24 protein-coding genes and 2 pseudogenes are annotated in these 23,274 nt (G+C 42.7%); 7 read left to right on the forward strand and 19 right to left on the reverse strand.

The genetic code is table 11. The features are described from left to right. Positions 1-48 precede the first annotated feature (48 nt). A complete protein-coding gene (locus ACQY1X_RS05405) occupies positions 49-1,308 on the forward strand; it encodes a dihydrolipoamide acetyltransferase family protein (protein ID WP_430014129.1) in 1,260 nt (419 codons plus the stop codon). Between the two features lie 264 nt (positions 1,309-1,572). Beyond that, positions 1,573-2,520, forward strand: a complete 948-nt coding sequence (locus ACQY1X_RS05410; RefSeq protein ID WP_430014130.1) for a PRC-barrel domain-containing protein — start codon at positions 1,573-1,575, stop codon at positions 2,518-2,520. 147 nt (positions 2,521-2,667) lie between these two features. On the opposite strand, the gene ACQY1X_RS05415 is transcribed toward ACQY1X_RS05410, so the two are convergent. The 12 genes and pseudogenes from ACQY1X_RS05415 to ACQY1X_RS05470 all read right to left on the reverse strand — a co-directional run bounded on the left by ACQY1X_RS05415 (position 2,668) and on the right by ACQY1X_RS05470 (position 9,769). Next, positions 2,668-2,895 (reverse strand): type II toxin-antitoxin system HicA family toxin, encoded by a 228-nt coding sequence (locus ACQY1X_RS05415; RefSeq protein WP_430014131.1) that lies wholly within the window; start codon positions 2,893-2,895, stop codon positions 2,668-2,670. After that, positions 2,888-3,097 (reverse strand): type II toxin-antitoxin system HicB family antitoxin, encoded by a 210-nt coding sequence (locus ACQY1X_RS05420; protein ID WP_002734849.1) that lies wholly within the window; start codon positions 3,095-3,097, stop codon positions 2,888-2,890. Before ACQY1X_RS05420 ends, ACQY1X_RS05415 begins: the two co-directional genes overlap by 8 nt. Positions 3,098-3,313: 216 nt before the next feature. Further along, the gene (locus ACQY1X_RS05425; RefSeq protein WP_002801699.1) at positions 3,314-3,589 is read right to left on the reverse strand and encodes a hypothetical protein; all 276 of its coding nucleotides are present in this window, start codon (positions 3,587-3,589) and stop codon (positions 3,314-3,316) included. Between the two features lie 211 nt (positions 3,590-3,800). Continuing rightward, entirely contained in the window at positions 3,801-4,574 is a 774-nt protein-coding gene (locus tag ACQY1X_RS05430; RefSeq protein WP_149978555.1) for a hypothetical protein, read from the reverse strand. Positions 4,575-4,898: 324 nt separating this feature from the next. Beyond that, positions 4,899-5,339, reverse strand: coding sequence for a DUF29 domain-containing protein (locus ACQY1X_RS05435; protein ID WP_008199593.1), 441 nt, complete (start codon positions 5,337-5,339; stop codon positions 4,899-4,901). A gap of 61 nt (positions 5,340-5,400) precedes the next feature. Further along, positions 5,401-7,320, reverse strand: a complete 1,920-nt coding sequence (locus ACQY1X_RS05440; protein WP_430014132.1) for a beta strand repeat-containing protein — start codon at positions 7,318-7,320, stop codon at positions 5,401-5,403. Between the two features lie 301 nt (positions 7,321-7,621). Beyond that, a complete protein-coding gene (locus tag ACQY1X_RS05445; protein ID WP_008199596.1) occupies positions 7,622-7,996 on the reverse strand; it encodes a type II toxin-antitoxin system PemK/MazF family toxin in 375 nt (124 codons plus the stop codon). Continuing rightward, entirely contained in the window at positions 7,989-8,213 is a 225-nt protein-coding gene (gene mazE / locus ACQY1X_RS05450) for a type II toxin-antitoxin system MazE family antitoxin (RefSeq protein WP_004158853.1), read from the reverse strand. Before mazE ends, ACQY1X_RS05445 begins: the two co-directional genes overlap by 8 nt. A gap of 394 nt (positions 8,214-8,607) precedes the next feature. Then, positions 8,608-8,745, reverse strand: a pseudogene (locus tag ACQY1X_RS05455) (clan AA aspartic protease); the annotation flags it as partial. Positions 8,746-8,749: 4 nt separating this feature from the next. Further along, positions 8,750-9,016, reverse strand: coding sequence for a hypothetical protein (locus ACQY1X_RS05460; protein WP_002733164.1), 267 nt, complete (start codon positions 9,014-9,016; stop codon positions 8,750-8,752). Between the two features lie 235 nt (positions 9,017-9,251). Further along, the gene (locus tag ACQY1X_RS05465; protein WP_052275568.1) at positions 9,252-9,548 is read right to left on the reverse strand and encodes a type II toxin-antitoxin system RelE/ParE family toxin; all 297 of its coding nucleotides are present in this window, start codon (positions 9,546-9,548) and stop codon (positions 9,252-9,254) included. Further along, positions 9,545-9,769, reverse strand: coding sequence for an addiction module protein (locus ACQY1X_RS05470; protein ID WP_008199613.1), 225 nt, complete (start codon positions 9,767-9,769; stop codon positions 9,545-9,547). Before ACQY1X_RS05470 ends, ACQY1X_RS05465 begins: the two co-directional genes overlap by 4 nt. 562 nt (positions 9,770-10,331) lie before the next feature. On the opposite strand from ACQY1X_RS05470, the gene ACQY1X_RS05475 reads away from it, so the two are divergent. The 5 genes and pseudogenes from ACQY1X_RS05475 to ACQY1X_RS05495 all read left to right on the forward strand — a co-directional run bounded on the left by ACQY1X_RS05475 (position 10,332) and on the right by ACQY1X_RS05495 (position 15,787). Then, complete coding sequence (locus ACQY1X_RS05475) at positions 10,332-12,797, forward strand: ATP-dependent Clp protease ATP-binding subunit (RefSeq protein ID WP_002777520.1); 2,466 nt, start codon at positions 10,332-10,334, stop codon at positions 12,795-12,797. 77 nt (positions 12,798-12,874) lie between these two features. After that, positions 12,875-13,156: a hypothetical protein gene (locus ACQY1X_RS05480; RefSeq protein ID WP_430014133.1), complete on the forward strand. Its 282-nt coding sequence runs from the start codon at positions 12,875-12,877 to the stop codon at positions 13,154-13,156. A 141-nt stretch (positions 13,157-13,297) separates the two neighbouring features. After that, on the forward strand, positions 13,298-14,815 hold the full coding sequence (locus tag ACQY1X_RS05485) for a glycosyltransferase family 39 protein (RefSeq protein WP_430014134.1): 1,518 nt from the start codon (positions 13,298-13,300) through the stop codon (positions 14,813-14,815). Between the two features lie 120 nt (positions 14,816-14,935). After that, positions 14,936-15,124: pseudogene (locus ACQY1X_RS05490) on the forward strand (hypothetical protein); the annotation flags it as partial. Between the two features lie 381 nt (positions 15,125-15,505). Continuing rightward, positions 15,506-15,787, forward strand: coding sequence for a hypothetical protein (locus ACQY1X_RS05495; protein WP_002733870.1), 282 nt, complete (start codon positions 15,506-15,508; stop codon positions 15,785-15,787). Here ACQY1X_RS05495 and ACQY1X_RS05500 read toward each other — a convergent pair. From ACQY1X_RS05500 to ACQY1X_RS05530, 7 genes are all read right to left on the reverse strand, one after another. Next, positions 15,784-17,322 carry a glycosyltransferase family 39 protein gene (locus tag ACQY1X_RS05500; protein WP_002731671.1) on the reverse strand — a complete coding sequence of 513 codons (1,539 nt, stop codon included), beginning with the start codon at positions 17,320-17,322 and terminating at the stop codon, positions 15,784-15,786. The two genes, ACQY1X_RS05495 and ACQY1X_RS05500, sit on opposite strands and share 4 nt — an antisense overlap. A gap of 857 nt (positions 17,323-18,179) precedes the next feature. Beyond that, positions 18,180-18,590: a GtrA family protein gene (locus tag ACQY1X_RS05505; protein WP_043998691.1), complete on the reverse strand. Its 411-nt coding sequence runs from the start codon at positions 18,588-18,590 to the stop codon at positions 18,180-18,182. Between the two features lie 17 nt (positions 18,591-18,607). Further along, positions 18,608-19,573 carry a glycosyltransferase gene (locus ACQY1X_RS05510; RefSeq protein ID WP_430014135.1) on the reverse strand — a complete coding sequence of 322 codons (966 nt, stop codon included), beginning with the start codon at positions 19,571-19,573 and terminating at the stop codon, positions 18,608-18,610. 23 nt (positions 19,574-19,596) lie between these two features. Beyond that, positions 19,597-20,229, reverse strand: coding sequence for a class I SAM-dependent methyltransferase (locus tag ACQY1X_RS05515; protein ID WP_004158847.1), 633 nt, complete (start codon positions 20,227-20,229; stop codon positions 19,597-19,599). A 9-nt stretch (positions 20,230-20,238) separates the two neighbouring features. Beyond that, positions 20,239-21,255, reverse strand: coding sequence for a glycosyltransferase (locus ACQY1X_RS05520; protein ID WP_012268128.1), 1,017 nt, complete (start codon positions 21,253-21,255; stop codon positions 20,239-20,241). A 19-nt stretch (positions 21,256-21,274) separates the two neighbouring features. Next, a complete protein-coding gene (locus ACQY1X_RS05525; RefSeq protein WP_004158845.1) occupies positions 21,275-21,892 on the reverse strand; it encodes a class I SAM-dependent methyltransferase in 618 nt (205 codons plus the stop codon). Between the two features lie 59 nt (positions 21,893-21,951). Next, positions 21,952-23,124, reverse strand: a complete 1,173-nt coding sequence (locus ACQY1X_RS05530) for a glycosyltransferase family 2 protein (RefSeq protein WP_430015462.1) — start codon at positions 23,122-23,124, stop codon at positions 21,952-21,954. Between the last annotated feature and the right edge of the window lie 150 nt (positions 23,125-23,274).

The raw sequence follows: 23,274 nt of genomic DNA on the forward strand, positions 1-23,274 counted from the left end.
GGTAAAATGCGCTATGGCTCAAAACATTAGAGATAGAAGCACTCCACCATGATTCGAGATATCTTCATGCCCGCGCTCAGTTCCACCATGACCGAAGGAAAAATAGTTTCTTGGGTGAAGTCCCCCGGGGAAAAAGTCACCAAAGGGGAAACGGTGTTAGTGGTCGAATCCGACAAAGCCGACATGGACGTGGAATCGTTTTATGATGGCTATCTCGCTGTAATTTTAGTCGAAGCTGGCCAGGAAGCACCCGTGGGGGAAGCGATCGCCTATATTGCCGAAACTGAAGCGGAAATTGAACTGGCCAAAGCTCAGGGAAAAACCGCCGCAGTCGCCCCTAGCAAGCCCGTAGAGACCCCAGAAATCGCTCCGCCTCCCGTTTCGATCCCCGTCGCCGTCGTTAAAGATAATGGCCGTTTAGTCGCCTCTCCCAGGGCCAAAAAACTGGCTAAAGAATTAAAGGTGGATCTGAAAACCCTAGTGGGTAGCGGTCCCCACGGACGAATTACCGCCGAAGACGTAGAAAAATCGACAGGAAAAGTCAGCACCGCCCCCGCTCCTGTCATTACTCCCCCGCAACCCGTCAGCGTCCCTGTAGCGGCTCCTAAAGCCCCGATTCCAACCAGCGCCCCAGTCGGCCGGACTGTTCCCCTCACCACTCTACAAAAAGCCGTCGCCCAGAATATGTCGGTTAGCCTACAGGTTCCCACCTTCCAAGTGGGCTACACTATCACCACCGACCCACTGGATCAACTCTATCAACAGCTAAAATCCAAGGGTGTCACCATGACGGCCTTGTTAGCAAAAGCGGTAGCTAATACCCTCGCTAAACATCCGATCGTTAATGCCTGCTATAGCGACGCAGGAATTCAATACCACGGGGCGATTAACGTGGCTGTAGCCGTGGCTATGCCCGATGGTGGCTTAATTACGCCGGTTTTGCGCTCTGCGAACCAGATGGATATCTATTCCCTCTCCCGCAGTTGGAAAGATTTAGTCGATCGCGCCCGCAGTAAACAACTGCAACCGGAAGAATACAATAGCGGTACTTTTACCATTTCTAATCTGGGAATGTTCGGAGTCGATCGCTTTACCGCTATCTTACCCCCCAACCAAGGCGCAATCCTGGCCGTGGGTGCTTCCCGTCCCCAAATCGTCGTCAATAAAGATGGTTTATTCGGAGTGCAAAAACAGATGACGGTTAATCTCACCAGTGACCACCGAGTCATCTACGGGGCCGATGCGGCCTCCTTCCTGCAAGACTTGGCTAAACTGATCGAAACTGAGGTGCAGTCTTTAACTATGTAATCAAAATCTAGACAGCAGGAGCCAAGGGAGTTTCTCTCTAGCTCCTGTTTTGTTGTTACTAAAAAAATGTAAAGAATTAGCTAAAATGGGTTTAACCCTATCTATCACCCGAAACTATCGCCCAAACAAGGCCAAAAAAAGTGTTAATCTCAGGGAACTTTAAGATCTAAGCTAATATCGGTAAATTAACACTCAATTTCGCCCTATATATTAAGCCTACAATAATTCGTATTCCCACGCCCTAACGCCTACCCATAGGAAAAAATGATCACAGAGAATAGTCGCTTACGTTCAGAATTTTTAAATACACAGGTTATCACTCGCAATACAGGCAAAAAACTCGGCGTTGTTAAAGATATCCTAGTAGATATCGATCAACGAGAAGTATTTGCCCTGGGACTCCGCGACAATATCCTCTCCTTGTCGGGAATGCCTCAATATATGTATTTATCGAGCATCAGTCAGACAGGAGACGTGGTTCTCGTGGAAGATGATAACGTCTTGGAATCCGTCGATATCGATGCTTATACTCCCTTAATCGGTAGTGAAGTGATCACGGAAACCGGCGAACCTTTAGGCAAAGTCCGCGATTATCAATTTGATCCCCTCAGTGGTCAATTACATTCCATTATCATTGCTTCCCTGGGATTGCCTCTGATCCCCGAACAATTGATCAGTACCTACGAAATTTCTATCGAAGAAGTGGTTAGCAGCGGTCCGAATCGCTTAATCGTCTTTGAAGGGGCCGAAGAACGTCTCACACAGGTTAGTGTGGGGGTTTTGGAACGTTTGGGTATTGGTCGTCCCCCCTGGGAAAGAGAAGAGGAAGAAGCTTATTATACCCCCGCTGCTCGTCCAGAAAATCAGTTAGGTACGGGTATTCCCCTCCGCACCCCCGTGGAGGCCGCTAAACCCGTTGAGGAACGCTGGAGTGAGGATGAATGGGAAAAAGAACCCCTGCGTGCCACTCCCCCACCGCAAAAACGGGCCGAGGCTCGTTATTATGAGGAAGAATACGAGGAAGAAGAAGATAACTGGGGAGAAGCTCGCTCAGAACGCGCAGAAAGCTTTTCTCGTCCTCAGTACGACGATTACCAAGATAAGGCCGAGGATGATATGTGGGATGATGACGTGGAACCGGATTACAATCCCCCCCGGATCAATATCACCGAGAAGAAAAAGGAAAGAATCCCCGAATACGAAGACGGTTAATCTTTGACAGTCCCCCTATCCATTAGTTACATCTTTCTTAACATAAAATTTGACAAAAAAAGAAAAGTGTGCTATGTGGACTAAGGGGGTTCTCTGGGGGGACTAAATATTTTTGGTATCACTTCGAGTGCATTGATTTGTCAGACCTTATAGATGTTCAATGAACTCTTCAACTGTGACTTGGGCTTGTTTCAGAATTCCACTTAATGTACCAACCTTCAATTCCCGATGTACAGGGACAACACAACCGATTTTGCCCTCTTCGGTTTCTTTCTTCATCACAACATGGCTACCTGTTTGACGAACTTGCTCGAAGCCTAAGCGTTCAAGAGATCTAATTGCCTCCCCACTAGAGATTCGTGGCAGCTTAGGCATAACTAACCTCAATACTGGTCACAAATCTAGGGGATGTTTCTGGTAAGGTAAATTCCTCTAGGTAAAGCCGTGTGGCTTCTTTCAATCCAGCAATCGCCTGCTCAATTGTTTCTCCTTGATCTACTGTGCCAACTTCTGGACATTCAGCAATGTACATATTATCTTCTTTGTACAAAATAACAGTAAAGATGCGATTTTTCATGGTGTCTTATCATCTCCGGCTTACTCTGAAAATCATAACATAAATGTTTCCTAATCGTTTGGTTAGAAAATAGTTATGTTTCCTGATCATTGACCCAACTCAAGCTTTTTGAAAAACTCTATAAGATATTAAGTTATTAGTAATTAATCCAATATTGTCCCACCTTCCTAGAATTGAGTGAGAAGATTGTGCAAAAACAAGCGTAGAGTTGATTAATCATTGAAATAAATTTGCCCCAATCAAACCGACTCGATGAACTGCTCGATGTCCGATTCTTACGAACCAAATTTGAGCATAGGTCAATCGGGCTAAAAGTTGATCGGAAGCTGTGAGGCTGTCTTTTGCTACTTCAAAAGCCCCTGTTTCAATATCTATGGCTACAATCTTCCCATGATTGCCTTCCTCGACTTGGGGGCGCACCTGAGATTGATAAATCTCTTTACCACGTCGGGCGAATTCTTCTTTGCTGTAGCGGAGTTGATTAACTGTCATTGTCCTGACCCCGTTGCAACTTTTGCCCCTCTATTTTAACCTAAACATTGGCAATCTTCGCTAACATTCCCCAACTGGGACCACAAGAGCGGCATCGCATTTAGACTCACAGTTTCAATCAATGTGCATGGTGCGTTCCCCAAAATCGATCGCTGGAGCGGTAGAAGTTGCCTTAGGGAACGCACCCTACGGCGATTGCGATCGCAGTGCGTTATACCTTAGCTCTTCGCAGACGCAGTTCTCTGTAACTCTTCCCATCGAACTCCATGACGCAGGCTCGATCAAAAGAGCTTAGATACTCATTATTCATCAACTGCTCATGCGGGCGAAGCATACTTGCGCCGACGCTGCCATCTAAGACAAGTAAAAGCAATGCCTCATCAAATCCATCACGCCATTTCAGAATATTCCGTTCTTTGTCGTCAAGCGCATTCTGTATTAGTTCGTCTGTTGTTTCACCGACCCAAAAGCTATATGTGTAACTCCAATGAGGGGGGTGATCCCCTTCAAGTCGCATTACGCGAACATAGTCGATTTCTTCAGGCCAATCCGGCCCCCACAACTTTTCAGCACGCAAGGTGAAATAATCTCCAATTTTAGGATCATACTTCTCAACCAATTTCACTAGCATCTCAGCTATTTTTCTTTCTCGCCTTGCGATCAGGTCAGCATCACGATAACTGCTAAAGGATACCTGGACATCAATCCATTTGTCGCTACGCCTTGAATGAATGTGGGAACAAGTTTTAACTACAGATTCATATATGCCACGACGCTTACGTTCGCGACTGCCAGACCCCTCTTTCTCGTCATTGAATAGATTCCTGATTTCGATTCCAATCGTAATAGAATCAATTCTTGCTATGATATCGGGTCTTTCCAGGTGATCTGGCACGTGCAGTTCTGCGTAGTGGCTCAATCCTCCTGCATCACGAAATAGCTTGACTACGTTTAGCTCGTAAAGTTTTTGGCTTTCTCTGGTCATGGCTCTAATCGGTATAACTACATATTATACAGAAACTTTCTGCATAACAGTCTCCAGAGCAACGATAGGGGTCAACTTCCTGTATATCACCCCGTCTTACAACATATATACTCATTTGTCAATAGGTAGTAATATTTAATCTGCTTATACTTCGAGTTTTGGTCTGAAAATGGGCGATCGATAGTCAAGCGATCGAGAGATGGGGAACAACTTATACTAAATCCGTTGAGTATAGGCTACATATCAAGACAGACAAAAGGCACTCATGCAAAAGGGAGAATAAATAATCAGTCTTTAATAACCAGATTTAGGATTATTTAACCTTCAATCCGGGCTATCACCGGGCAACCAATCTTCGATCACCTGCGCGATAGTATAGGGACAAAACTCGGGAAAAATGCTGAGGACTAAACCTGTTTGTCTGGCGGCTTCTCGACGCGCTCTGGTGTATTCCTTATCCAAAATTTGCGCGGGATAACCGCGTAAACTGGGACTATCCTCTAATTTGCGACGAATTTGCGATCGCCCATCATTGATGGAATCCAGCCAACTATCGGAGTGCCGTTGGGGTTGATATTGCCACTTGAGCAGATGAAGCAAAATTCGCTCCATTTGAGAACCAATCGCACTGCGTTCACTTTTCCCCAAATCCTCGATTTCCTCGATTAAATGCTCCCAGTCAATGGCATCCCAGCGTTGTTCCCGCAAAAGTTGAGCCGTATCCCGGGCCCAGAGAATTAAATCGCAATCGTAGGTGGTTGGCATAACCGGTTCCCTGTTTTTCAAGCTTTTCGGGTCATCTCTCCTGTTGTCACGAGTACCATGATCAGAACCTCACCGACCCTGCAGCTACAGCAGCAGAAAAGCTGGTGATATCAGCCCCTGGGCCGAACAACTCGAAGCCTGAAACGTTCATGATGCCGTTGATTACATAGTTACCCGCACCCACCCCGGCAGTGATTGTGTAGGTGCCAGGATTGAAAACCAGCGTATCTTGACCGCTGCCTCCCTGAAAAGTTCCTCTGCCGAAGCCTTTCAGGGTGTCATCGCCTGCACCTAGATTCGTTATACCGCTTCCGGCGAAACCACCGATTAAGGCATCAACTAAGTCCCGGTCACTGCCTGTATCAATGGTGCCATCGTTGTAGATACCGATGCTGCCAGAACCCATGCCAGATCCGATGATGTTGTCCTCGCTGATGCCCGTGTTGATGGTGACACCGGTGCTAATGTAGATGCCGGTGCCGCCAGGTCCCGTTGCGGATCCTATGATGGTGTCTTTATCGGGGCTGGTGTCAATGCTGATGCCGGCATTGATGTTACCGCTGGTGGTGTAGATGCCATAGGCTTTACCAGTTCCCGTGATGCGGTCGTCGCCGCTGCTGGTGTCAATGGTTCCACTGTTGTAGATGCCATAGTTCATACCAGCTCCCGTTGCAGATCCCGTGATGGTGTCATTGCGGATGCCGGTGTTGATGGTGTAACCAACACTGTTGTAGATGCCATAGGTGATACCAGTTCCCGTTGCAGTTCCTGTAATGCTGTCGTTATCGGCACCGCTGCCAGCACTGATACCAGTATTGATGGTTCTACTGTTGTAGATGCCATAGGTGAGACCATTTCCCGTGATGCGGTCGTTGCCGATGCCAGTATTGATGCTGCCGGAAGTAAGGATGCCATGGATACCACCAGTCCCCACGATTTCGTCGGAGCCGATGCCAGTTTCGATGGCACCGCTATTAGTGATACCAGAGCTACCAGGGCCAGATGCCGTTGCAGTTCCTGTGATGGTGTCGTTATCGGCGATGGTGCCACTGCTGATGCCGGTGTTGATGGTACCCAGGTTACTGATGCCATAGGCGAGACCAGATCCACTGATACGGTCGTCGCCGCTACCAGTGATGATGTTCCTGAAGCTGTTGTTGTAGATGCCGGAACTGTCAGATCCCCCAGCAGCTCCCATAATGGTGTCGTTGTCGGCACCGGTGTCAATAGTGCCGGTGTTGATGATGCCATGGATGGCACCAGTTCCCGTACTTTCAGTGCCACCTGTGATACTGTCGTTGCCAGCACCAGTATTGATGGTGCCACCAGTGTTGTTGATGCCGGCCGTGACACCATAACCGTCTCCTGTAATGGTGTCGTTGCCAGTGCCAGTGTCGATAGTACCGTCATTACTGATGCCGTAGTAATGCCCCCACCCTCTGATGGCGTCGTTGCCGGTGCCAGTGTTGATAGTGCCGCGGTTGATTTGGATGCCGTCGCCGCCACTACGTACAGATGTATCTTTAACTCCTGCAATGTGGTCGTCACCGTCACCGGTGTCGATTCTGCCAGAGTGGTAGATGCCAGATGCACTCCCTGTGGCAATTCCCCCAATGATATCCCTACCGCTGCCGGTGAGGATAGTGCCGGTGTTGTAGATGCCGCACCAGCCCTCTCCCGTGATGCTGTCATCATCGGCGCCGGTGCCACCGGTGTTGATGGTGCCAGAGTTGTTGATGCCGTAGCCGCTACCAAAACTACGACCCTCGATTCGGTCGTTGCCGCTGCTGGTGTTGAGGGTGCTCCTGCTGTTGAGGCCGATGCCGCTGATACCAGATCCTGTAGGCGTAGTTCCAGTAATGCGGTCGCCGCCGGCCAAAGCATCGACAGTCACATCAGTCGGAACAAGCCAACCTTCTGGAGAGGAAGCCAAATCCGCACCTGCCGTGAACGTAAATCTTGTGCTAAGATCGTAAGCCATGATCTTAAGTTCTTTTTTGCTAATAGAAACGTCATGGTAAAACACATACAAGAATTTGTCAATAGGTAGTAATATTGAATCTACTTATACTTCGAGTTTTGACCTGAAAATGGGTGATCAGATCAATAGAGCAGCAATTATTGTAGTTGGGTTGACCCAAGGAAACCCAACCAAGAGTAACCTTTGGGGGGGTTGGGTTGCGCTTTTTCAAGCGAATTGAGCTATTTTCGCCCCAGTATTGTTTCGCCCAACTCAACCCACGAGGCGATGCGCTCTGCTACGCAGTGCCTTTGGCATCGCACTATGAAGGCTTAAAACCTAAACTGAAACCGAGTTGAATACAGACTGCTTTCTCTATTTCTTGCCAATAAACGTCTTCTAAAACACCCTGTTTATTCTTAATTCTTTGAGAATCTACAGCCCTCATTTGACTTAAGTTGATGTGTCGATCTCCGTCTAGTCCATTCTGCACTGTCGGGGTAATATTGACAACAAAAGGATAAGTCCTTTTCCCAGGCAACAATGGAGCAACTATTGTCGTTGTTCCATTTTGATTGCCAATATCGTTTTGTAAAATCAGGCAAGGGCGTTCTTTATCGGTTTCATAACCAACAACGGGTTTCAGATCGACCCACCATATCTCTCCTCGCTTATAGGTTAGTCTTCCATTAGGCATTTAGACCATCGCCCACTGCAATATCCCAGACAGAAATTTCTGCTTGCATCTCTGGATCATTGGCCTGATCTTTATAAGCATCTTCTAGCTCTTTCATAAAAACCCTTTTCTTCTCTTGCCAGAGAACATCATTGATAAAGCGGCTACGATTGCTTGCTAGTCGATCTACAAAGTCCAAAACTTCGTCGTCTAAGGTTATGCTAACTTTCTTACTCATTGCCCTAAACTGCCCACGACAGCCCAGTAGGATTAGCTCATCATACTAACTAATCCTACATTAATTGTCAATGCCTGCCTCTGATCTTTAAGTAGATTGAATGTCTAACGCTTGAACTCACCCGCCGTCACTAACTTTGGATGATAGCAGTAGTTTAGCAATTATTTTAGGTTGGGTTGACTCAAGGAAACCCAATAAAGAGTAACCTTTGGGGTGGTTGGGTTGCGCTTTTTCAAGCGAATTGAGCTATTTTCGCCCCAGTATTGTTTCGCTCAACCCAACCCACGAGGCTTAGACTCACAGTTTCAATCCATGAGCATGGTGCGTTCCCCAAAATCGATCAGTGGAGCGGTAGAAGTTGCATTAGGGAACGCACCCTACAAGATTGCGATCGCACTGTCAGAGGTAAGGTCAAAAAGCCTGTGAACCCTGTATCAATAACAGCATCAATTACTTGCCTCTGTTTACTCTCATTGCTTACGACTAACCTAAGCCTCGCCTCGCAGTTTTGATCAACAATTCCGTTCATCATAAAGTTAAAGCAGACGACCTACGCCAAAGCGGTGAACGCCTTTATGTCCAATTCGGACACGCCAGATTTGAGCATCAGGGTTTCGTTCAAGCAATCGATTAGAAGCAGTTATTGTGTCATTGGCAAGCTCAAAAGCACCTGTTTCAATATCTATGGCTACAATCTTCCCATGATTGCCTTCCTCGACTTGGGGGCGCACCTGAGATTGATAAATCTCATTACCACGTCGGGCGAATTCTTCTTTGCTGTAGCGGAGTTGATTAACTGTCATTGTCCTGACCCCGTTGCAACTTTTGCCCCTCTATTTTAACCTAAACATTGGCAATCTTCGCTAACATTCCCCAACTGGGACCACAAAGGCTGCATCGCACTTAGACTCACAACTTCAATCAATGTGCATGGTGCGTTCCCCAAAATCGATCGCTGAAGCGGTAGAAGTTGCCTTAGGGAACGCACCCTACAAGATTGCTAACCAATAACCTCAATGGTCCGGTGCATTGGGGTTGTTAGGTTCGCGATCGCCATGACTTTGGATCACGCCGACCATGAAAAATTGCGGTCACAACGACCCGACTTGAAATCACTCGATAGTAGACAGCATATGGGAATCGTCTGATGACTGCTCGTCGAATGTCCAGATAAACGATTGCATAAGACTCTGGCATCATGCCGATCTGATTGAGTAAGTCATCTACACAATCAATAAATTCATCACCCAAACCAGCTTGTTGACTCTCATACCAATCATAGGCATCGCTGAGGTCGTCACGGACTTCTGGACGAAATACCAGTACATACTTCATGCTTGCTTTCTGACTGATGCTTTCATCTCTTCCCAGGTGAGGACGTTATCGGGATCATTATTATGACCCTCAATCCGCTGATCGAGTTCGTGTTTTTGCGCCTCGGTTAAATCAGGATACACCTGTTCCACTGCAATACTGTCCCAAATCGCTTGAACCAGAAGGATTCTATCCTCAACACTTAAAGTTGTAATTTCATTTAGTGTAGCTGCGATATCCATACAGACAAGCTCCCGATTCAGATTGAGCGAGTAGTTCTAACAAGTTGTCATGGGTTCGGACTTGAAGCGTTAGTTTAGGCATACATAGTGATGACTCAAATACTAAGCGACCTGACTATATATTATAGGTCAACTTTCTGCATAACAGTCTCCAGAGTAACGATATGGGTCAACTTTCTGTATGTCACCCCGCTCTACAACATATATAGTCATTTGTCAATAGGTAGTAATATTTAATCTGCTTATACTTCGAGTTTTGACCTGAAAATGGGCGATCGATAGTCGAGCGATCGAGAGATGGGAATGACCACGACTTTAGGGGATTATGCAAGGGTGAACAACTTATCAGCAGGTTTCCGGGGGGCTAAAACCATAATCTGGGAGATTCCGGGCATCTCCGCAAGTCAGCTAAGAGCCATTGACCCCAGAAAAAATCTTCAGCCCCATAACCACTATAACTAATAGCCGTTCCCCAATAACTGATCACTGAGAGACAGCTAAACTAAAAAGCCGTGCTAAAATCAGCATATCTAGGGTCGCTTGTGTAGGTGATGGATAGGCTATGTTTGAAAGATTTACGGAAAAAGCCATTAAAGTAATCATGCTCGCCCAAGAAGAAGCCCGCCGCCTTGGCCATAACTTCGTGGGAACAGAGCAGATTTTACTAGGACTAATTGGAGAGGGAACGGGAGTTGCCGCCAAAGTCCTCAAGTCCATGGGTGTCAATCTCAAAGATGCGCGCGTGGAGGTGGAGAAAATCATCGGTCGCGGTTCCGGATTCGTAGCCGTGGAAATTCCCTTCACCCCCAGAGCCAAAAGAGTTTTAGAACTCTCCCTCGAAGAAGCCCGTCAACTGGGCCATAACTATATTGGCACAGAACATCTCCTTTTAGGACTAATTCGCGAAGGGGAAGGTGTGGCCGCTAGGGTTCTGGAAAATCTCGGCGTGGATCTCTCGAAAGTTCGCACCCAGGTGATCAGAATGTTAGGGGAAACCGCCGAAGTGGCCGCTGGTTCATCTTCCCAAGGTCGCACTAAAACCCCCACTCTTGACGAATTCGGTTCCAATCTCACCCAAATGGCCAGCGAGGGTAAACTCGATCCCGTGGTCGGCCGGCAAAAGGAAATCGAGCGCGTTATCCAAATTCTCGGTCGTCGTACCAAAAATAACCCAGTCCTAATCGGGGAACCGGGGGTAGGTAAAACAGCGATCGCAGAAGGATTAGCCCAACGCATCGCTAACAAGGATATTCCCGACATTCTCGAAGAAAAACGGGTTGTCACCCTCGATATCGGCTTGTTAGTGGCGGGAACCAAGTATCGCGGCGAATTTGAGGAACGCCTCAAAAAAATCATGGACGAAATTCGCCAAGCGGGTAACGTCGTCCTTGTGATCGATGAAGTTCACACTCTCATCGGTGCCGGGGCAGCCGAAGGGGCGATCGATGCGGCCAATATTCTCAAACCGGCTTTGGCCCGAGGAGAACTGCAATGTATCGGGGCGACGACCTTGGATGAGTACCGCAAACATATCGAACGGGATGCGGCTCTAGAAAGACGTTTTCAACCGGTTATGGTCGGTGAACCCTCCGTAGAAGAAACGATCGAAATTCTCTACGGTCTCCGGGAACGCTACGAACAGCACCACAAACTAAAAATCTTAGATGAGGCCCTGGAAGCGGCGGCGAAATTGTCCGATCGCTACATTAGCGATCGCTTCTTACCGGACAAAGCGATCGATTTAATCGATGAAGCTGGTTCGAGAGTGCGCTTGATTAATTCCCAATTGCCACCGGCAGCCAAGGAATTAGACAAGGAACTGCGGCAAATTCTCAAACAAAAAGATGACGCGGTGCGCGGTCAAGACTTCGAGAAAGCTGGGGAATTGCGCGATCGGGAAATGGAAATCAAAACCCAGATCCGGAATCTCGCTTCCACCAAAAAAGGCGAAGATGGCAACGATGAACCCTTTGTGGATGCCGAGGAAATCGCTCACATCGTCGCTTCTTGGACTGGGGTTCCCGTCAATAAACTGACCGAAACCGAATCCGAGAAACTGCTGCACATGGAAGATACCCTACATCAGCGTCTCATCGGTCAAGAGGACGCGGTTAAAGCGGTGTCTCGTGCCATTCGTCGCGCTCGCGTCGGTCTAAAAAATCCCAACCGTCCCATTGCTTCCTTTATCTTCTCTGGTCCAACGGGGGTAGGTAAAACCGAGTTAACTAAGGCTCTGGCCGCTTATTTCTTCGGTTCCGAAGATGCGATGATCCGTCTCGATATGTCGGAATACATGGAACGGCACACGGTTTCTAAGTTAATCGGTTCGCCTCCGGGTTATGTTGGTTACAACGAAGGGGGACAATTAACGGAAGCGGTGCGTCGTCGTCCTTATACGGTGGTGCTATTCGACGAAATCGAAAAAGCTCACCCCGATGTCTTCAATATGCTTCTGCAAATCCTTGAAGATGGACGTTTGACCGATGCCAAAGGTCGCACGGTGGACTTTAAAAATACCCTGTTGATCATGACCTCGAACATCGGTTCTAAAGTCATCGAGAAGGGTGGCGGTGGTTTAGGTTTCGAGTTTGCCGATAATCAAGCCGAAGCCCAGTATAATCGCATTCGATCGCTGGTTAATGAGGAATTAAAACAATATTTCCGTCCGGAATTCCTCAACCGTCTCGATGAGATTATTGTCTTCCGTCAACTCAATAAGGAAGAAGTCAAGGAAATCGCCGAAATCCTGCTCAAGGATGTGTTTAAACGTCTGACAGAACAAAATATTACTTTGTCTGTCACCGATAAGTTTAAAGAACGCTTGATCGAGGAGGGTTATAATCCGGCCTACGGCGCTCGTCCCTTACGTCGTGCGATTATGCGTCTATTGGAAGATGTTCTGGCTGAGGAAATTCTCTCCGGACGGGTTTCTGGTGGGGATACGGCTATGGTCGATATCGATGAGGAAGGTAAGGTGAAAGTAATTTCCGGTGAAAGACGTGAGTTAATCGCTCCCGTGATTGAATAAATTCTTACTGGAATTAGTTAAATAAAAGGTGGGCTTTTTGCTCACCTTTTCTCGTAAAAATAGGGGAAAAAAGTGCGATGAAAGTTTGGGTTGTGGGTTGTGTTTTGTTATTTTTGTTGGTGGAATTTTATCAGTGGGCCAAGGGGTTTATTTTGCCTTTACCTCTCTATATTTTTGCTGGAGCTTTATTATCGATCACTTCTAATTATTCTCAAGATATGAGCAATTTATTTGCTAGAAATGAACAGGTTTATAAAACTGCTAGTTTAACTGATATTCCTGACATTTTGACGGCAGAAACCGCAATTACCAGCCTAGAAGCGGCAGCATTAGAGGATAGTAAAAAGCGGGATCGCTGAATCAAGACATGAATACTAAATTGTGCCTCCTATCTACAAGTTACCTTAGTGCTAGGTTTTAAAAATTGCCTAGAGGGAAATTGATACTTAAAATCAGCAACGCCCTATAACTTTTCAAACAGCTTCTAAAAATAGATGGTCATGAAAACAGTCATAAAATTAGCTCTTATTGCCCTACTCTGGATAACAATAATCAATCCTGCCAACTTACCTCCAGATACCGATGCTAGGCTAAGAATGGCCCATGCCCTGTGGACGGGAACTGAAGAAGTTTCTTTACCCCCAAATTATCGTCCTTCCTCTCGATTAGACCATGTTGGTGTTTTAGGAGTAGATGGAAAACGATATGAAGCTTATGATATAGGACAATCCTTATTAATGTTGCCCGCAGATTGGATTGGCACCCAACTCTCTAAAGTTTTTCCTAGTATTAAGCCTTATTTATTAAGAGAATTTGCGGTTAGTTTTCTTGTAGTTATCCCTCTAAATGTATTAGTTGTTATCTCCTGTTATTGGTTACTTAGACTATTTGATTTTCAGGAGAAAATTGCGGCATCTGCCAGCTTGATTTGGTTGCTAGGTACTACCGTTCTCCACTATGCACAAACTTTTCAACAAAATAATCCAGTCCTACTTTGTGTGATTTTAGGTTATGCTTGTGCTTTGGCTTATATTAAAACTAACAAAGTACCTTATGTTTTTTTGAGTGGATTGGCAATCGGAGCGGCTATTATAATTCGCTCGACAACTATCATTTATGCTCTCACGGTTTTTGGTTTTCTAATTAGCTGTCTAATTTATGAAAATTTCAAGCTGAATCAAATCTTTAAAACAGTCATACTCTGGAACGTCGGCTTATTTCCCTTCTTTTTTGTGAGTAGATTATTTAATTACTTACGCTTTGGGGATTTTTGGACAACGGCAGCATCCTTGAGCATTGAGCAAATACGCAATGGAGCAATCTTTTCAGGGTTGCCAGAATTGCCCCCTAATTATCCTTTCATACACCCTCCCTACGTTGGTATTCTCGGCGTTCTCTTCTCACCAGCTAAAAGTATATTTATTTACGACCCCTTTCTTTTACCATGTTTAGTATTGGGGATTATTTTATTTAACAAATTAACACCTTATATAAGAATATATTTTATTTCCTCAATTTTCGCACTTGTCTTTCATATTATATTAACCAGTACAATGGATTTCTGGCATGGAGATGGTTCTTGGGCTGCTCGTTATCACGTTACCTCTGTTCAACTACTGCTTCTCCCATTAATAGCTTTGCTAATCTTAGAGATGTTATCAGTTAATCGGCTCAAACGATGGTTAATTAGCGGTTTGGTTGTTCTTTCCATTTTGGTTCAATTTACTTCTCTTGTCTTTGACCCTAGTGTAAATAGTGGTGTGGTCATCTTTGCAGAACCAAAAAGTTTTTTGAGGTTTCGTTTAGCTGAACGTATCGACAGTGTTAGTTGCTTCATTGGTCTTTCTCGATCCCAAAGTTGCTTAACTGAGGAAAAGTACAGTAAGTCCGCTCTCGCCAGTAGGGTGTATTTCTGGCCCCTTAAATCCAACAAAGCGCAAGGATTGCTCTGGAAAATTTGGGGACTCCTCTTGATCACAGCCTTGATCAGCACTCTACTTTTCCTAGTGATTGGGTAGTAAGTACCTAAGCAAAATTAATTACACATTTCGATAAAGCTTTTGCCTCTTGCCTATTGCCTCTTGCCTGTTTTCACTAGGAAATTTATTTTGCATGACTACTTAGTGATGGAAACTTAATACCTTGCTTGTCCCTTACGTCGTGCGATTATGCGTCTGTTGGAAGATGTTCTGGCTGAGGAAATTCTCTCCGGACGGGTTTCTGATGGGGATACGGCCATGGTCGATATCGATGAGGAAGGTAATACCATTTCTCTAAATGAAAACTACACATCGAATTTAAATCCCCCTTTAAGTTCCCCTTTTTAAGGGGGATTTAGGGGGATTAAACTGGGAGCATCCCAATTATGTAATGAGTATAAATGCTCAGAAGGGTAAGAAGGCTTTTGTAGTAACGATTCTGGTTCCAATCACACAATTTAGAGAACCGTTGAAAATCTATGAACTCCCGAAAAGGCTTGCCATATAAGTATTTCGCATCTAAGTACAATTGCTTATTGCAAAAGTGGGATGCTCCCGATTAAACTTCTGTAGTCAGACTTTGGAGAATTGGTATAAGGTGAAAGTAATTTCCAGTGAAAGACGTGAGTTAATCGCTCCCGTGATTGAATAAATTCTTACTGGAATTAGTTAAATAAAAGGTGGGCTTTTTGCTCACCTTTTATTGTAAAAATAGGGGAAAAAAGTGCGATGAAAGTTTGGGTTGTGGGTTGTGTTTTGTTATTTTTGTTGGTGGAATTTTATCAGTGGGCCAAGGGGTTTATTTTGCCTTTACCTATCTATATTTTTGCTGGAGCTTTATTATCGATCGCTTCTAATTATTCTCAAGATATGAGCAATTTATTTACTAGAAATGAACAGGTTTATCAAACTGCCAGTTTAACTGATATTCCTGACATTTTGACGGCAGAAACCGCAATTGCCAGCCTAGAAGCGGCAGCATCGGAGGATGGTAAAAAGCTATCAAATTAGGCGGTTTTGTAGAATTGCCATGTCATAACTAGGGTAAAAATTACTAAAACTAGCCAAGGAACTAAAATTAAATTGCGTTTATCAGTAAAGAAAAAGGGAAATAAATCGACTCTTTGAATTAATGGTGTAGCTTTAGGAGAATTTGAGCTCTCTATACACCAAGAGGAGGTGAGTAAACAAGTAATGTTACGAAAACGACTACCTAGTCGAAATTCTTGATGGGTTTTGGGAGGAGCAAAGAAAATCATACCTAGATTACTGACTTCTGTATTAGAAGATAAACTAACGGAGGCTATTTGAATAATAAAAGCAATAATAAGGGCCGTAATAATTAACCAACGTCTCCAATGAAAATTGGATAACAAATACTGAATTAAGAGAGCGATTAGGGGAATCAATAATAGATGAATAGAAGTGACTTGGTAGCGCGCTCCCCATGCAGAGTCTCCATGCCAAAAATCAAAACGGCTAGTAGCTAAGGTAAAGAGAATAAGATTCAATAAAGCTGTCAATATATAGCCACGAAGATAGGGAGATAATGTTTTCCATACATAAACTGTCAACATTAAACAAGGTAGAAGCAGTGGATCGTATATGAAAATGCTTTTAGCTGGAGAAAATAATACTCCTAATATTCCGACCGAAGGGTGATTAATCATTGGATAATTATCTGGCAGTTTTGGTAAACCCTCCAAAAAAGGATCGGTATTTATAGTATCAATATCTATTACCCTCAACGTCCAAAATTTTCCAAATCTTTGGAAGTTAAAATATTGGTTGATTAACATAACAGGAATAGCACCTAATATCGAAATAGCAAGAGACTGTAATATAGTCAGCCAACTTTTTCTTTTATATAGTAAAATACCAAACAAAAATAATAGAGTAGTTGCTATATGAATAATACTGGTGGTTCTAACTAAAAAAGCACAGCCCAAAGCAACTCCACTTAAATAAATATTGATAATCTTGTTATTTTTTAGATAATTAAAGATAGCAATATAAGCCAAAATAACAAATAATAAAACTTGATTATTTTGTTGATTATTTTGAGCATAATTTAAAACCGTGGTAGTGAGCAACCAAGTCAGGCTAGAAATTGTAGCTATTTTTTCGCTAAATTCTAGCTTAATCAACAAATAGTAAGCTGAAATCACCACTGCTATGTTAATGGGGAGAAAAATTAACCAGTTAACAACAAATCTTCGGCTCAACTCTTCGGGAATTCTGGGAATAAGTTGATGTATCGTAGTTCCTAGCCAATCCCCCGGTAACATTAATAAAGATTGACCTACTTCATAGGTATAATAACGTTTACCATCTCTACCTATAATTCCAATTTTATTGTCCATACGAGTGAGAGGCTTATGGTTAGTATCTAGTTGAACTTCAGGCTCTCCCGTCCAGATAGTATGGGTTATACTTAAGCGGACTAAAGTATCTGCACGCATGATGAGACCAGTGTTAATCACCGCCAGCCATAAAAATGTTATTAAACTAATTTTTATGATGTTTCTTTTTGATAAGTTGTTCATTTTTTATCTACTCCTGTAAAACCATATTGAGGCAGTTGATGTCCTGATAATGTATTTAATCCTTCTCCATACTAACCTAAGTTCGGGATAAGCCGAAACCCTAATTTTATCCTAGCCAGTCAGCCCTATTCTTTCCTGGAATTCAACGACACTACAGCGTGCGTCATCCTGAATGCTGTACTCGCTACCGAAAGCGATTTGTAAGAATAAGATACTGTACAAAATGGAGAATACGATGCTGAGACTGAACCAGAAGGTTCTGGAAAGCATCAATTCTCTTAGAGGAGTGAGTTCTAAAAAATACGGCTCTTCCGGTTTCTGTGTGGAAACGAAGCCTATACTGATAGTTTCTTCGGCAAAATAGTCGTAAAAGTCTTTCTCCGTCAACATTTCACGATTCCATAAGCAAAAATTATCACACAAAGTCGAGAAGAGCCAAAATACGAGTTCTTTGTCTGCATAAATACCTTATTAAAGGTAAAATACTTGTACGTTTTATACAAGTATTTTACCTTTAATATGGATACCCGAAGAGCTAGGATGATTGTCGATTTCTTGCTATTTTTAATTTGCCATTAGGATCTAGCCTAAATAATCTTTTAGATGCCCTAGAATTTCACTATTTCTAATCATAAAAAATTTCATGGCAATTATAAATAGTAAAGTCAAGAGAAAGTATTATTTCTTGCCATCTATAAGCTTTAGAACCATATTAACTGTTACTTTATTAGATAAAAGATTGAGGACTAGAGTGATTGTTATTGATGCTTGACATTTGCTTAGTTGATAGGTTGATCAGGAAAAATGGTAATGAATTATCTGGGAATTTTGATTGCAAAAAAAATCAATAAAGACCACTATTTTCGATTAAAAGTCCATTTTTTATGGGCAATAAAATTATAAATAGTCATTAGTATAGTAAGGATTATGTAAGCGTACAAGTACCATACTTTCAATAAATCAACCAAGAAATACATAGCGATAGCGACCGCAAAAGAACTAGAAAGCATGATCCCATGATACTTGATTAATTCTCCCAAAATACTTCCAATTTTTATTCGTCCTGTAAATGTATATTTTCGATTCAGATAGAATCCCAATGTATTTACATAGAACATTTGCACGAAAATCGAGAGAACGTAATGCAATTTTAGGTAATTGGTTAAAAGGTATAGAATTAGTATATTTTGGAATGAACAAAAGACACCCACAAGGCAAAACCTAAAAAATGAGCTTCTGAATAAACGATTAACCGCAATAAATTTCATGTTAAACCTAATCGTTACTAAATTATATTAGCTTTTAGTCTAGCAATTATGCGCTCATGGATGCGCGAATATCGTAAGTATTTGTAAACTCCTAAAAAACCAAGCGAAAAACTCGATAGGAGTAACTTAATTAACTCTAATCGAGAACCTTTACCATGCGCCATCCTCGCTAAAATAGTATTCACTTGTATTGAGAATTCAGCAAGTGATCGAATTCTTTTTTTTCTGTAAGCTGACACGTCCCATCTATCTAGACAGTCGTGAGCAACCACATTCAATTGATTATAAAACTCTCCAGTTTTGGAGCTTCTGACAACGGTTTGAGAGCTTGAATGAATGCGGAATGCACTCAATGGATAAGGATAATAAATGATTTTTTCATCTCGTTTATGAAAAGCGATTTTTAACCAGAGATCCCAGTCGGCTGTATACCAAAGTTTTTCGTTCATTCCCCCCACCTGTAAAGCAATTTCTCTTTTAAAAATTGGAGCAGGAATGGAGATAAAATTTTGAATCAACAGGCTCTCGATTAAAATATCTCTATCAACATATTTTGGAAAAGCTGGTAAAGGACAAGTCCATAAACCTAACTTTTTCCCTCGGTCATTGATAAAGATTGAAGGGTGTAAAAGTAAGTCGGTATCTGGATAATCATTAAGGATTTTCTTGATTATTTTTAAACGATTGTTCAACCATAAGTCGTCTTGATGTAATAAACATACATAGTCTCCCGAAGCATTCTGTAAAGCGAAGTTAGTGTTAGCAACCCAATTGCCTATCCTTTTACGCTCGAAAAGCTTGATAGGAATTTTATCCTCGTAATTTTTGATAATAGATAAAGTTCGATCAGTAGAGCCATCATCAATGATAATATACTCGACGTTTCTCTCATTTTGTTCAAGGATTGAATTAAGAGTATCCTTTAGATACTTATCTCCATTATAAGTGGGAATTAATACGGACAACCACAGATGATCATTCATAAAGACTTTTTGAAATAACACTATTATGAAGAAATTTTAATTAGAAAAACAATATTGTTTTTCCAAGGACGAACGGTAGACTCAAGGAGAATCGATTGTTTACCAAAGAGTTTATATATCATATCTCGAAATTGTTTGGTAGTTTTATACTTGACCTTATCACCAGTAATATACCGCTCAAATAGATAGCATAAATAATGGATCGGTGAATTATTTTTACACCAATCCTTGAGAATAATATATCCGTTAGGTTTTACGGATTTACCAGCGTAAGTTAAGAATTCTTCATGCATTGACCAAGGAACATGGTGCATAACATCACTAATGACGACTAAATCGACACTTTGGGGGGTTTCTGCAACGAATTCTTGAATTGATTTTTGTTCAAACCGAACATGATCGAGATTTCCTTGAAACATCCGTCCTACTCTAGGAGTAATATCGATTCCTATAATATGTGAACTAGGATAGGCACTCGCTAAAAGTTCAGTTAAAGCACCTTCCCCACAGCCTAACTCTAGAATTATCTCAGGATTAACCCATTTATGGATTTGATGAGTTAAATCAGCTAGATCAATAAAAATGTTTCGATAAATATCAGAAATTGGTTTTTCCCAAGGACCTAACAAGTTCCGAACAAATGTTCCTATCGGCATAAAAATTAGTTAACCCCCTATAAGTTTATCTTCGGCTGTTTTCATCTTTGTTTTAGTCCCAAAACACTTAAAAAGAAACTGGAAAAAATCACCCGTACTGCCAAGGCTAAAGCGGGTACGAAAGGAATGACAATTCCCATGGCTACGGCTGGACATAAGGCTCCATAAAGTCGAGCATTCCAAGTGTATAAAGCATACACTGAACCGCCTATATCTAGTAAAAATAAAATTACGCCAATGAGCAATGGAGAAGTTAGCAATTTTTCTAATTTTACTCTTGGTTTGACTAGAAGTATTCCATGCTTCTAGATGCTCATCTATAACAGATTCTAACTGTTGTCGAAAATCTTGGATATAAGAGCTACGAGTAACGGTTTGGGAATGAGAATGAATGCGAAAGACCGATAAGGGCTTGGGATAGTATATTATCTGTCCATCTTGAGCTAATTTTAGCCAAAAATCCCAATCAGCCGTGTACCATAGTTTTTCATCCAAACCACCTACTTTTAAAGCCATCTCTCTCTTAAAGATTGGTGCGGGAATAGAGATAAAATTCTGCACTAACAATTTACTAATCATCTGCTCCGAACTAATCATTATTGGATAAGAAGGTAGAGGACATCGCCATAGTCCTAATTTTTGCCCTTGTATATTGACAAATATAGAAGGATTAAGAATTAAATTGGCCTCGGGAAATTGAATGGTTAGCTTTTTTAAAATCATCAATCTCCAGGTTAGCCACATATCATCTTGATGTAAAAAACAGACATAATCGGCTCGGGCCATATTGAGTAGATAATTAGTATTAGCTACCCAGTTTTTTTGCGGTTCCCTTTGAACAATTTTTAGGGGAATTTTGGTTTGAAAATACTGGAGTATTGCCAAGGTTTCATCTGTTGAACCATCATCAATAGCCAGACACTCTATATCAAAATCATCTTGAATAGCAATAGAGTTTAGGGCTTTTACTAAATATTTTTCCCCATTGTAAGTGGGAATTAAAACTGACAGCCAAGGTTTACTCATATTCTTTGCTCTGGTAATTTTATTTCTCTTTTTGACTTAAAGAGACAAATTCATTATACTTAAATAATTTGCCCACTATCCGTGGAAAAGGGAAAGAGTATTGTTTAATAATTTTGGAATCAAGTTCTCTAGCAATTGCTTTCAATTTAGCAAAATTCATAAATTCTACATGGGTTGCATCACTCTTGAAACCAGCTTCTTGAGGAGTTATTATAACTAATTTGCCATGATTTTTTAACAAATAAACATAGTCATTAAGTAAATTAATTACCTCTAAATAACTCATGTGTTCTGCGACGTGGGCTAATAAAATAGAATCAAATTTTTCTGGTTCATCAAATGATGACTGTTGAAATTCCTCCGGTGTGAAAGCCATGAAGCCCCTAGCCCGGCAGACTTCAACTGAGTGAAAATTGTGGTCAATACCAATTCCATTTCCTTTCAGATTCATCAGATTACGGCCTATTCCACAACCAATATCGAGAGTAAAACCTAAATTTAGTCTCTGAAGATTCCAACGGTAAGGAGCTTGAACATCCAATATTTCTTTCCATTTTGCTGTCTGTTTATTTAGCAATCGTTCGGAGTAGGACTGATTTTTTGTATCCTGATTAAAAGGATTGATTTTCCTGTTCATAAGTTTTCTGAGCGGCTAGAGAAGTGAGAGACAACTAGGTATAATTCCGGGTAGGTTAATTATTTTCTCTTCAGTTGCAAAACACTTAAAAAGAAACTGGAAAAAATCACCTGTACTCCCAACGCTAGAGCGGTTACGGAAGGAATGACAATCCGCATGGTCACGGCTGGATCTAAAGCCCCATAAAGTTGTGCATTCCAAGTATATAAAGCATACACCGAACCGCCTATACCTAGTAAAAATAAAATTACGCCAATGATCAATCCCACCTCCAGATTAATATAACGTAAAAATCGTCTTAATTTTCGGTCTTCCGGTAATAAACCTTCGCTGATAGCAAAAGCTTTTGTGAAGACGGCAAAACTGACGATTTGAAAGCCAATAATCAAAGCTGTGGCTGAATAGAGAAGGGTGTGAACTTTCGGTTGAGGAATAAACCAAATCGTCGCCACAAATCCCAGAAACATTAAAGCCAGTCCAGGGTACAGAAACAACCAGCGAGGACTATACATTAAGAGAAATCGGAGATGTCGCCAGCCATCGCGCCAAGTTTTTAGGTGGGGAGGACGACTACGACCGTCAGGGGATAAAGTGGTTGGTACTTCGGTAATTTTCAGACCGTAGAGGGATGCTTTCACCACCATCTCGCTGGCGAATTCCATGCCAGTGGTGCGTAGGTTCAATTGTTCGATCGCCTGTTTACTAAACCCGCGCAATCCACAGTGAAAATCACCACAGGGGCTGCCAAAAAATAACCGTCCTAACCAAGTCAAGACAGGATTGCCCAGATGCTTATGCAATACTGGCATCGCTCCTGGTTTAATTCCCCCCTGAAAACGATTGCCCATCACCAAATCGTAACCCTGTCGCAATTTTTCTAGGAAAGGCGAAAGATTAGTAAAGTCATAGCTATCATCGGCATCCCCCATAATAATATATTGACCTTTGGCGGCGGCGATCCCCCCCCGCAGGGCGCTACCATAACCCCTTTCCGGGATGGGAACCACCCGCACCCCTGAATTAGTGGCAATTTCTCGGGAACCATCGCTACTGCCATTATCGGCGATTAGCACCTCCCCCGCAATTTTGTGTCGTTCCAGATAATCTCGCGCTTTGCCGATACAGGTGGCCAGGGTTTCCGCCTCGTTGAGACAGGGCATGATGATCGATAATTCCAGAGTAGGTATCTGCTCATTAGAGGCGGCATCTGCCATGACCTGATTTTCTAGCATAACAATGGCGGTGGAGTCTTTTTGCCCAAGAGTATAACAGGATTATTGACGTTTGTAACAACAAATTTTTGATTGCTCAATAGTGCTGCCTTAATTGATTGGCTTGTCTTTGTCCCCAATAACCTATAATAAGTGGGCTGTTCATTATCT

Source organism: Microcystis protocystis FBCC-A270, assembly GCF_050500235.1.
Taxonomy (GTDB): Bacteria; Cyanobacteriota; Cyanobacteriia; order Cyanobacteriales; family Microcystaceae; genus Microcystis; species Microcystis ichthyoblabe_A.

What these genes read in the sequence shown, in the direction of transcription:
- ACQY1X_RS05420 (WP_002734849.1), bottom strand. Translation starts at nt 3,097, where the DNA reads ATGAAAAATCGCATCTTTACTGTTATTTTGTACAAAGAAGATAATATG.
- ACQY1X_RS05405 (WP_430014129.1), top strand. Translation starts at nt 49, where the DNA reads ATGATTCGAGATATCTTCATGCCCGCGCTCAGTTCCACCATGACCGAA.
- mazE (WP_004158853.1), bottom strand. Translation starts at nt 8,213, where the DNA reads ATGAGTAAGAAAGTTAGCATAACCTTAGACGACGAAGTTTTGGACTTT.
- ACQY1X_RS05485 (WP_430014134.1), top strand. Translation starts at nt 13,298, where the DNA reads ATGAAAACAGTCATAAAATTAGCTCTTATTGCCCTACTCTGGATAACA.
- ACQY1X_RS05525 (WP_004158845.1), bottom strand. Translation starts at nt 21,892, where the DNA reads ATGAACAGGAAAATCAATCCTTTTAATCAGGATACAAAAAATCAGTCC.
- ACQY1X_RS05465 (WP_052275568.1), bottom strand. Translation starts at nt 9,548, where the DNA reads ATGAAGTATGTACTGGTATTTCGTCCAGAAGTCCGTGACGACCTCAGC.
- ACQY1X_RS05425 (WP_002801699.1), bottom strand. Translation starts at nt 3,589, where the DNA reads ATGACAGTTAATCAACTCCGCTACAGCAAAGAAGAATTCGCCCGACGT.
- ACQY1X_RS05480 (WP_430014133.1), top strand. Translation starts at nt 12,875, where the DNA reads ATGAAAGTTTGGGTTGTGGGTTGTGTTTTGTTATTTTTGTTGGTGGAA.
- ACQY1X_RS05495 (WP_002733870.1), top strand. Translation starts at nt 15,506, where the DNA reads ATGAAAGTTTGGGTTGTGGGTTGTGTTTTGTTATTTTTGTTGGTGGAA.
- ACQY1X_RS05430 (WP_149978555.1), bottom strand. Translation starts at nt 4,574, where the DNA reads ATGACCAGAGAAAGCCAAAAACTTTACGAGCTAAACGTAGTCAAGCTA.
- ACQY1X_RS05520 (WP_012268128.1), bottom strand. Translation starts at nt 21,255, where the DNA reads ATGAGTAAACCTTGGCTGTCAGTTTTAATTCCCACTTACAATGGGGAA.
- ACQY1X_RS05410 (WP_430014130.1), top strand. Translation starts at nt 1,573, where the DNA reads ATGATCACAGAGAATAGTCGCTTACGTTCAGAATTTTTAAATACACAG.
- ACQY1X_RS05415 (WP_430014131.1), bottom strand. Translation starts at nt 2,895, where the DNA reads ATGCCTAAGCTGCCACGAATCTCTAGTGGGGAGGCAATTAGATCTCTT.
- ACQY1X_RS05435 (WP_008199593.1), bottom strand. Translation starts at nt 5,339, where the DNA reads ATGCCAACCACCTACGATTGCGATTTAATTCTCTGGGCCCGGGATACG.
- ACQY1X_RS05505 (WP_043998691.1), bottom strand. Translation starts at nt 18,590, where the DNA reads ATGAAATTTATTGCGGTTAATCGTTTATTCAGAAGCTCATTTTTTAGG.
- ACQY1X_RS05510 (WP_430014135.1), bottom strand. Translation starts at nt 19,573, where the DNA reads ATGAATGATCATCTGTGGTTGTCCGTATTAATTCCCACTTATAATGGA.
- ACQY1X_RS05470 (WP_008199613.1), bottom strand. Translation starts at nt 9,769, where the DNA reads ATGGATATCGCAGCTACACTAAATGAAATTACAACTTTAAGTGTTGAG.
- ACQY1X_RS05440 (WP_430014132.1), bottom strand. Translation starts at nt 7,320, where the DNA reads ATGGCTTACGATCTTAGCACAAGATTTACGTTCACGGCAGGTGCGGAT.
- ACQY1X_RS05475 (WP_002777520.1), top strand. Translation starts at nt 10,332, where the DNA reads ATGTTTGAAAGATTTACGGAAAAAGCCATTAAAGTAATCATGCTCGCC.
- ACQY1X_RS05500 (WP_002731671.1), bottom strand. Translation starts at nt 17,322, where the DNA reads ATGAACAACTTATCAAAAAGAAACATCATAAAAATTAGTTTAATAACA.
- ACQY1X_RS05530 (WP_430015462.1), bottom strand. Translation starts at nt 23,124, where the DNA reads ATGCTAGAAAATCAGGTCATGGCAGATGCCGCCTCTAATGAGCAGATA.
- ACQY1X_RS05445 (WP_008199596.1), bottom strand. Translation starts at nt 7,996, where the DNA reads ATGCCTAATGGAAGACTAACCTATAAGCGAGGAGAGATATGGTGGGTC.
- ACQY1X_RS05515 (WP_004158847.1), bottom strand. Translation starts at nt 20,229, where the DNA reads ATGCCGATAGGAACATTTGTTCGGAACTTGTTAGGTCCTTGGGAAAAA.
- ACQY1X_RS05460 (WP_002733164.1), bottom strand. Translation starts at nt 9,016, where the DNA reads ATGACAGTTAATCAACTCCGCTACAGCAAAGAAGAATTCGCCCGACGT.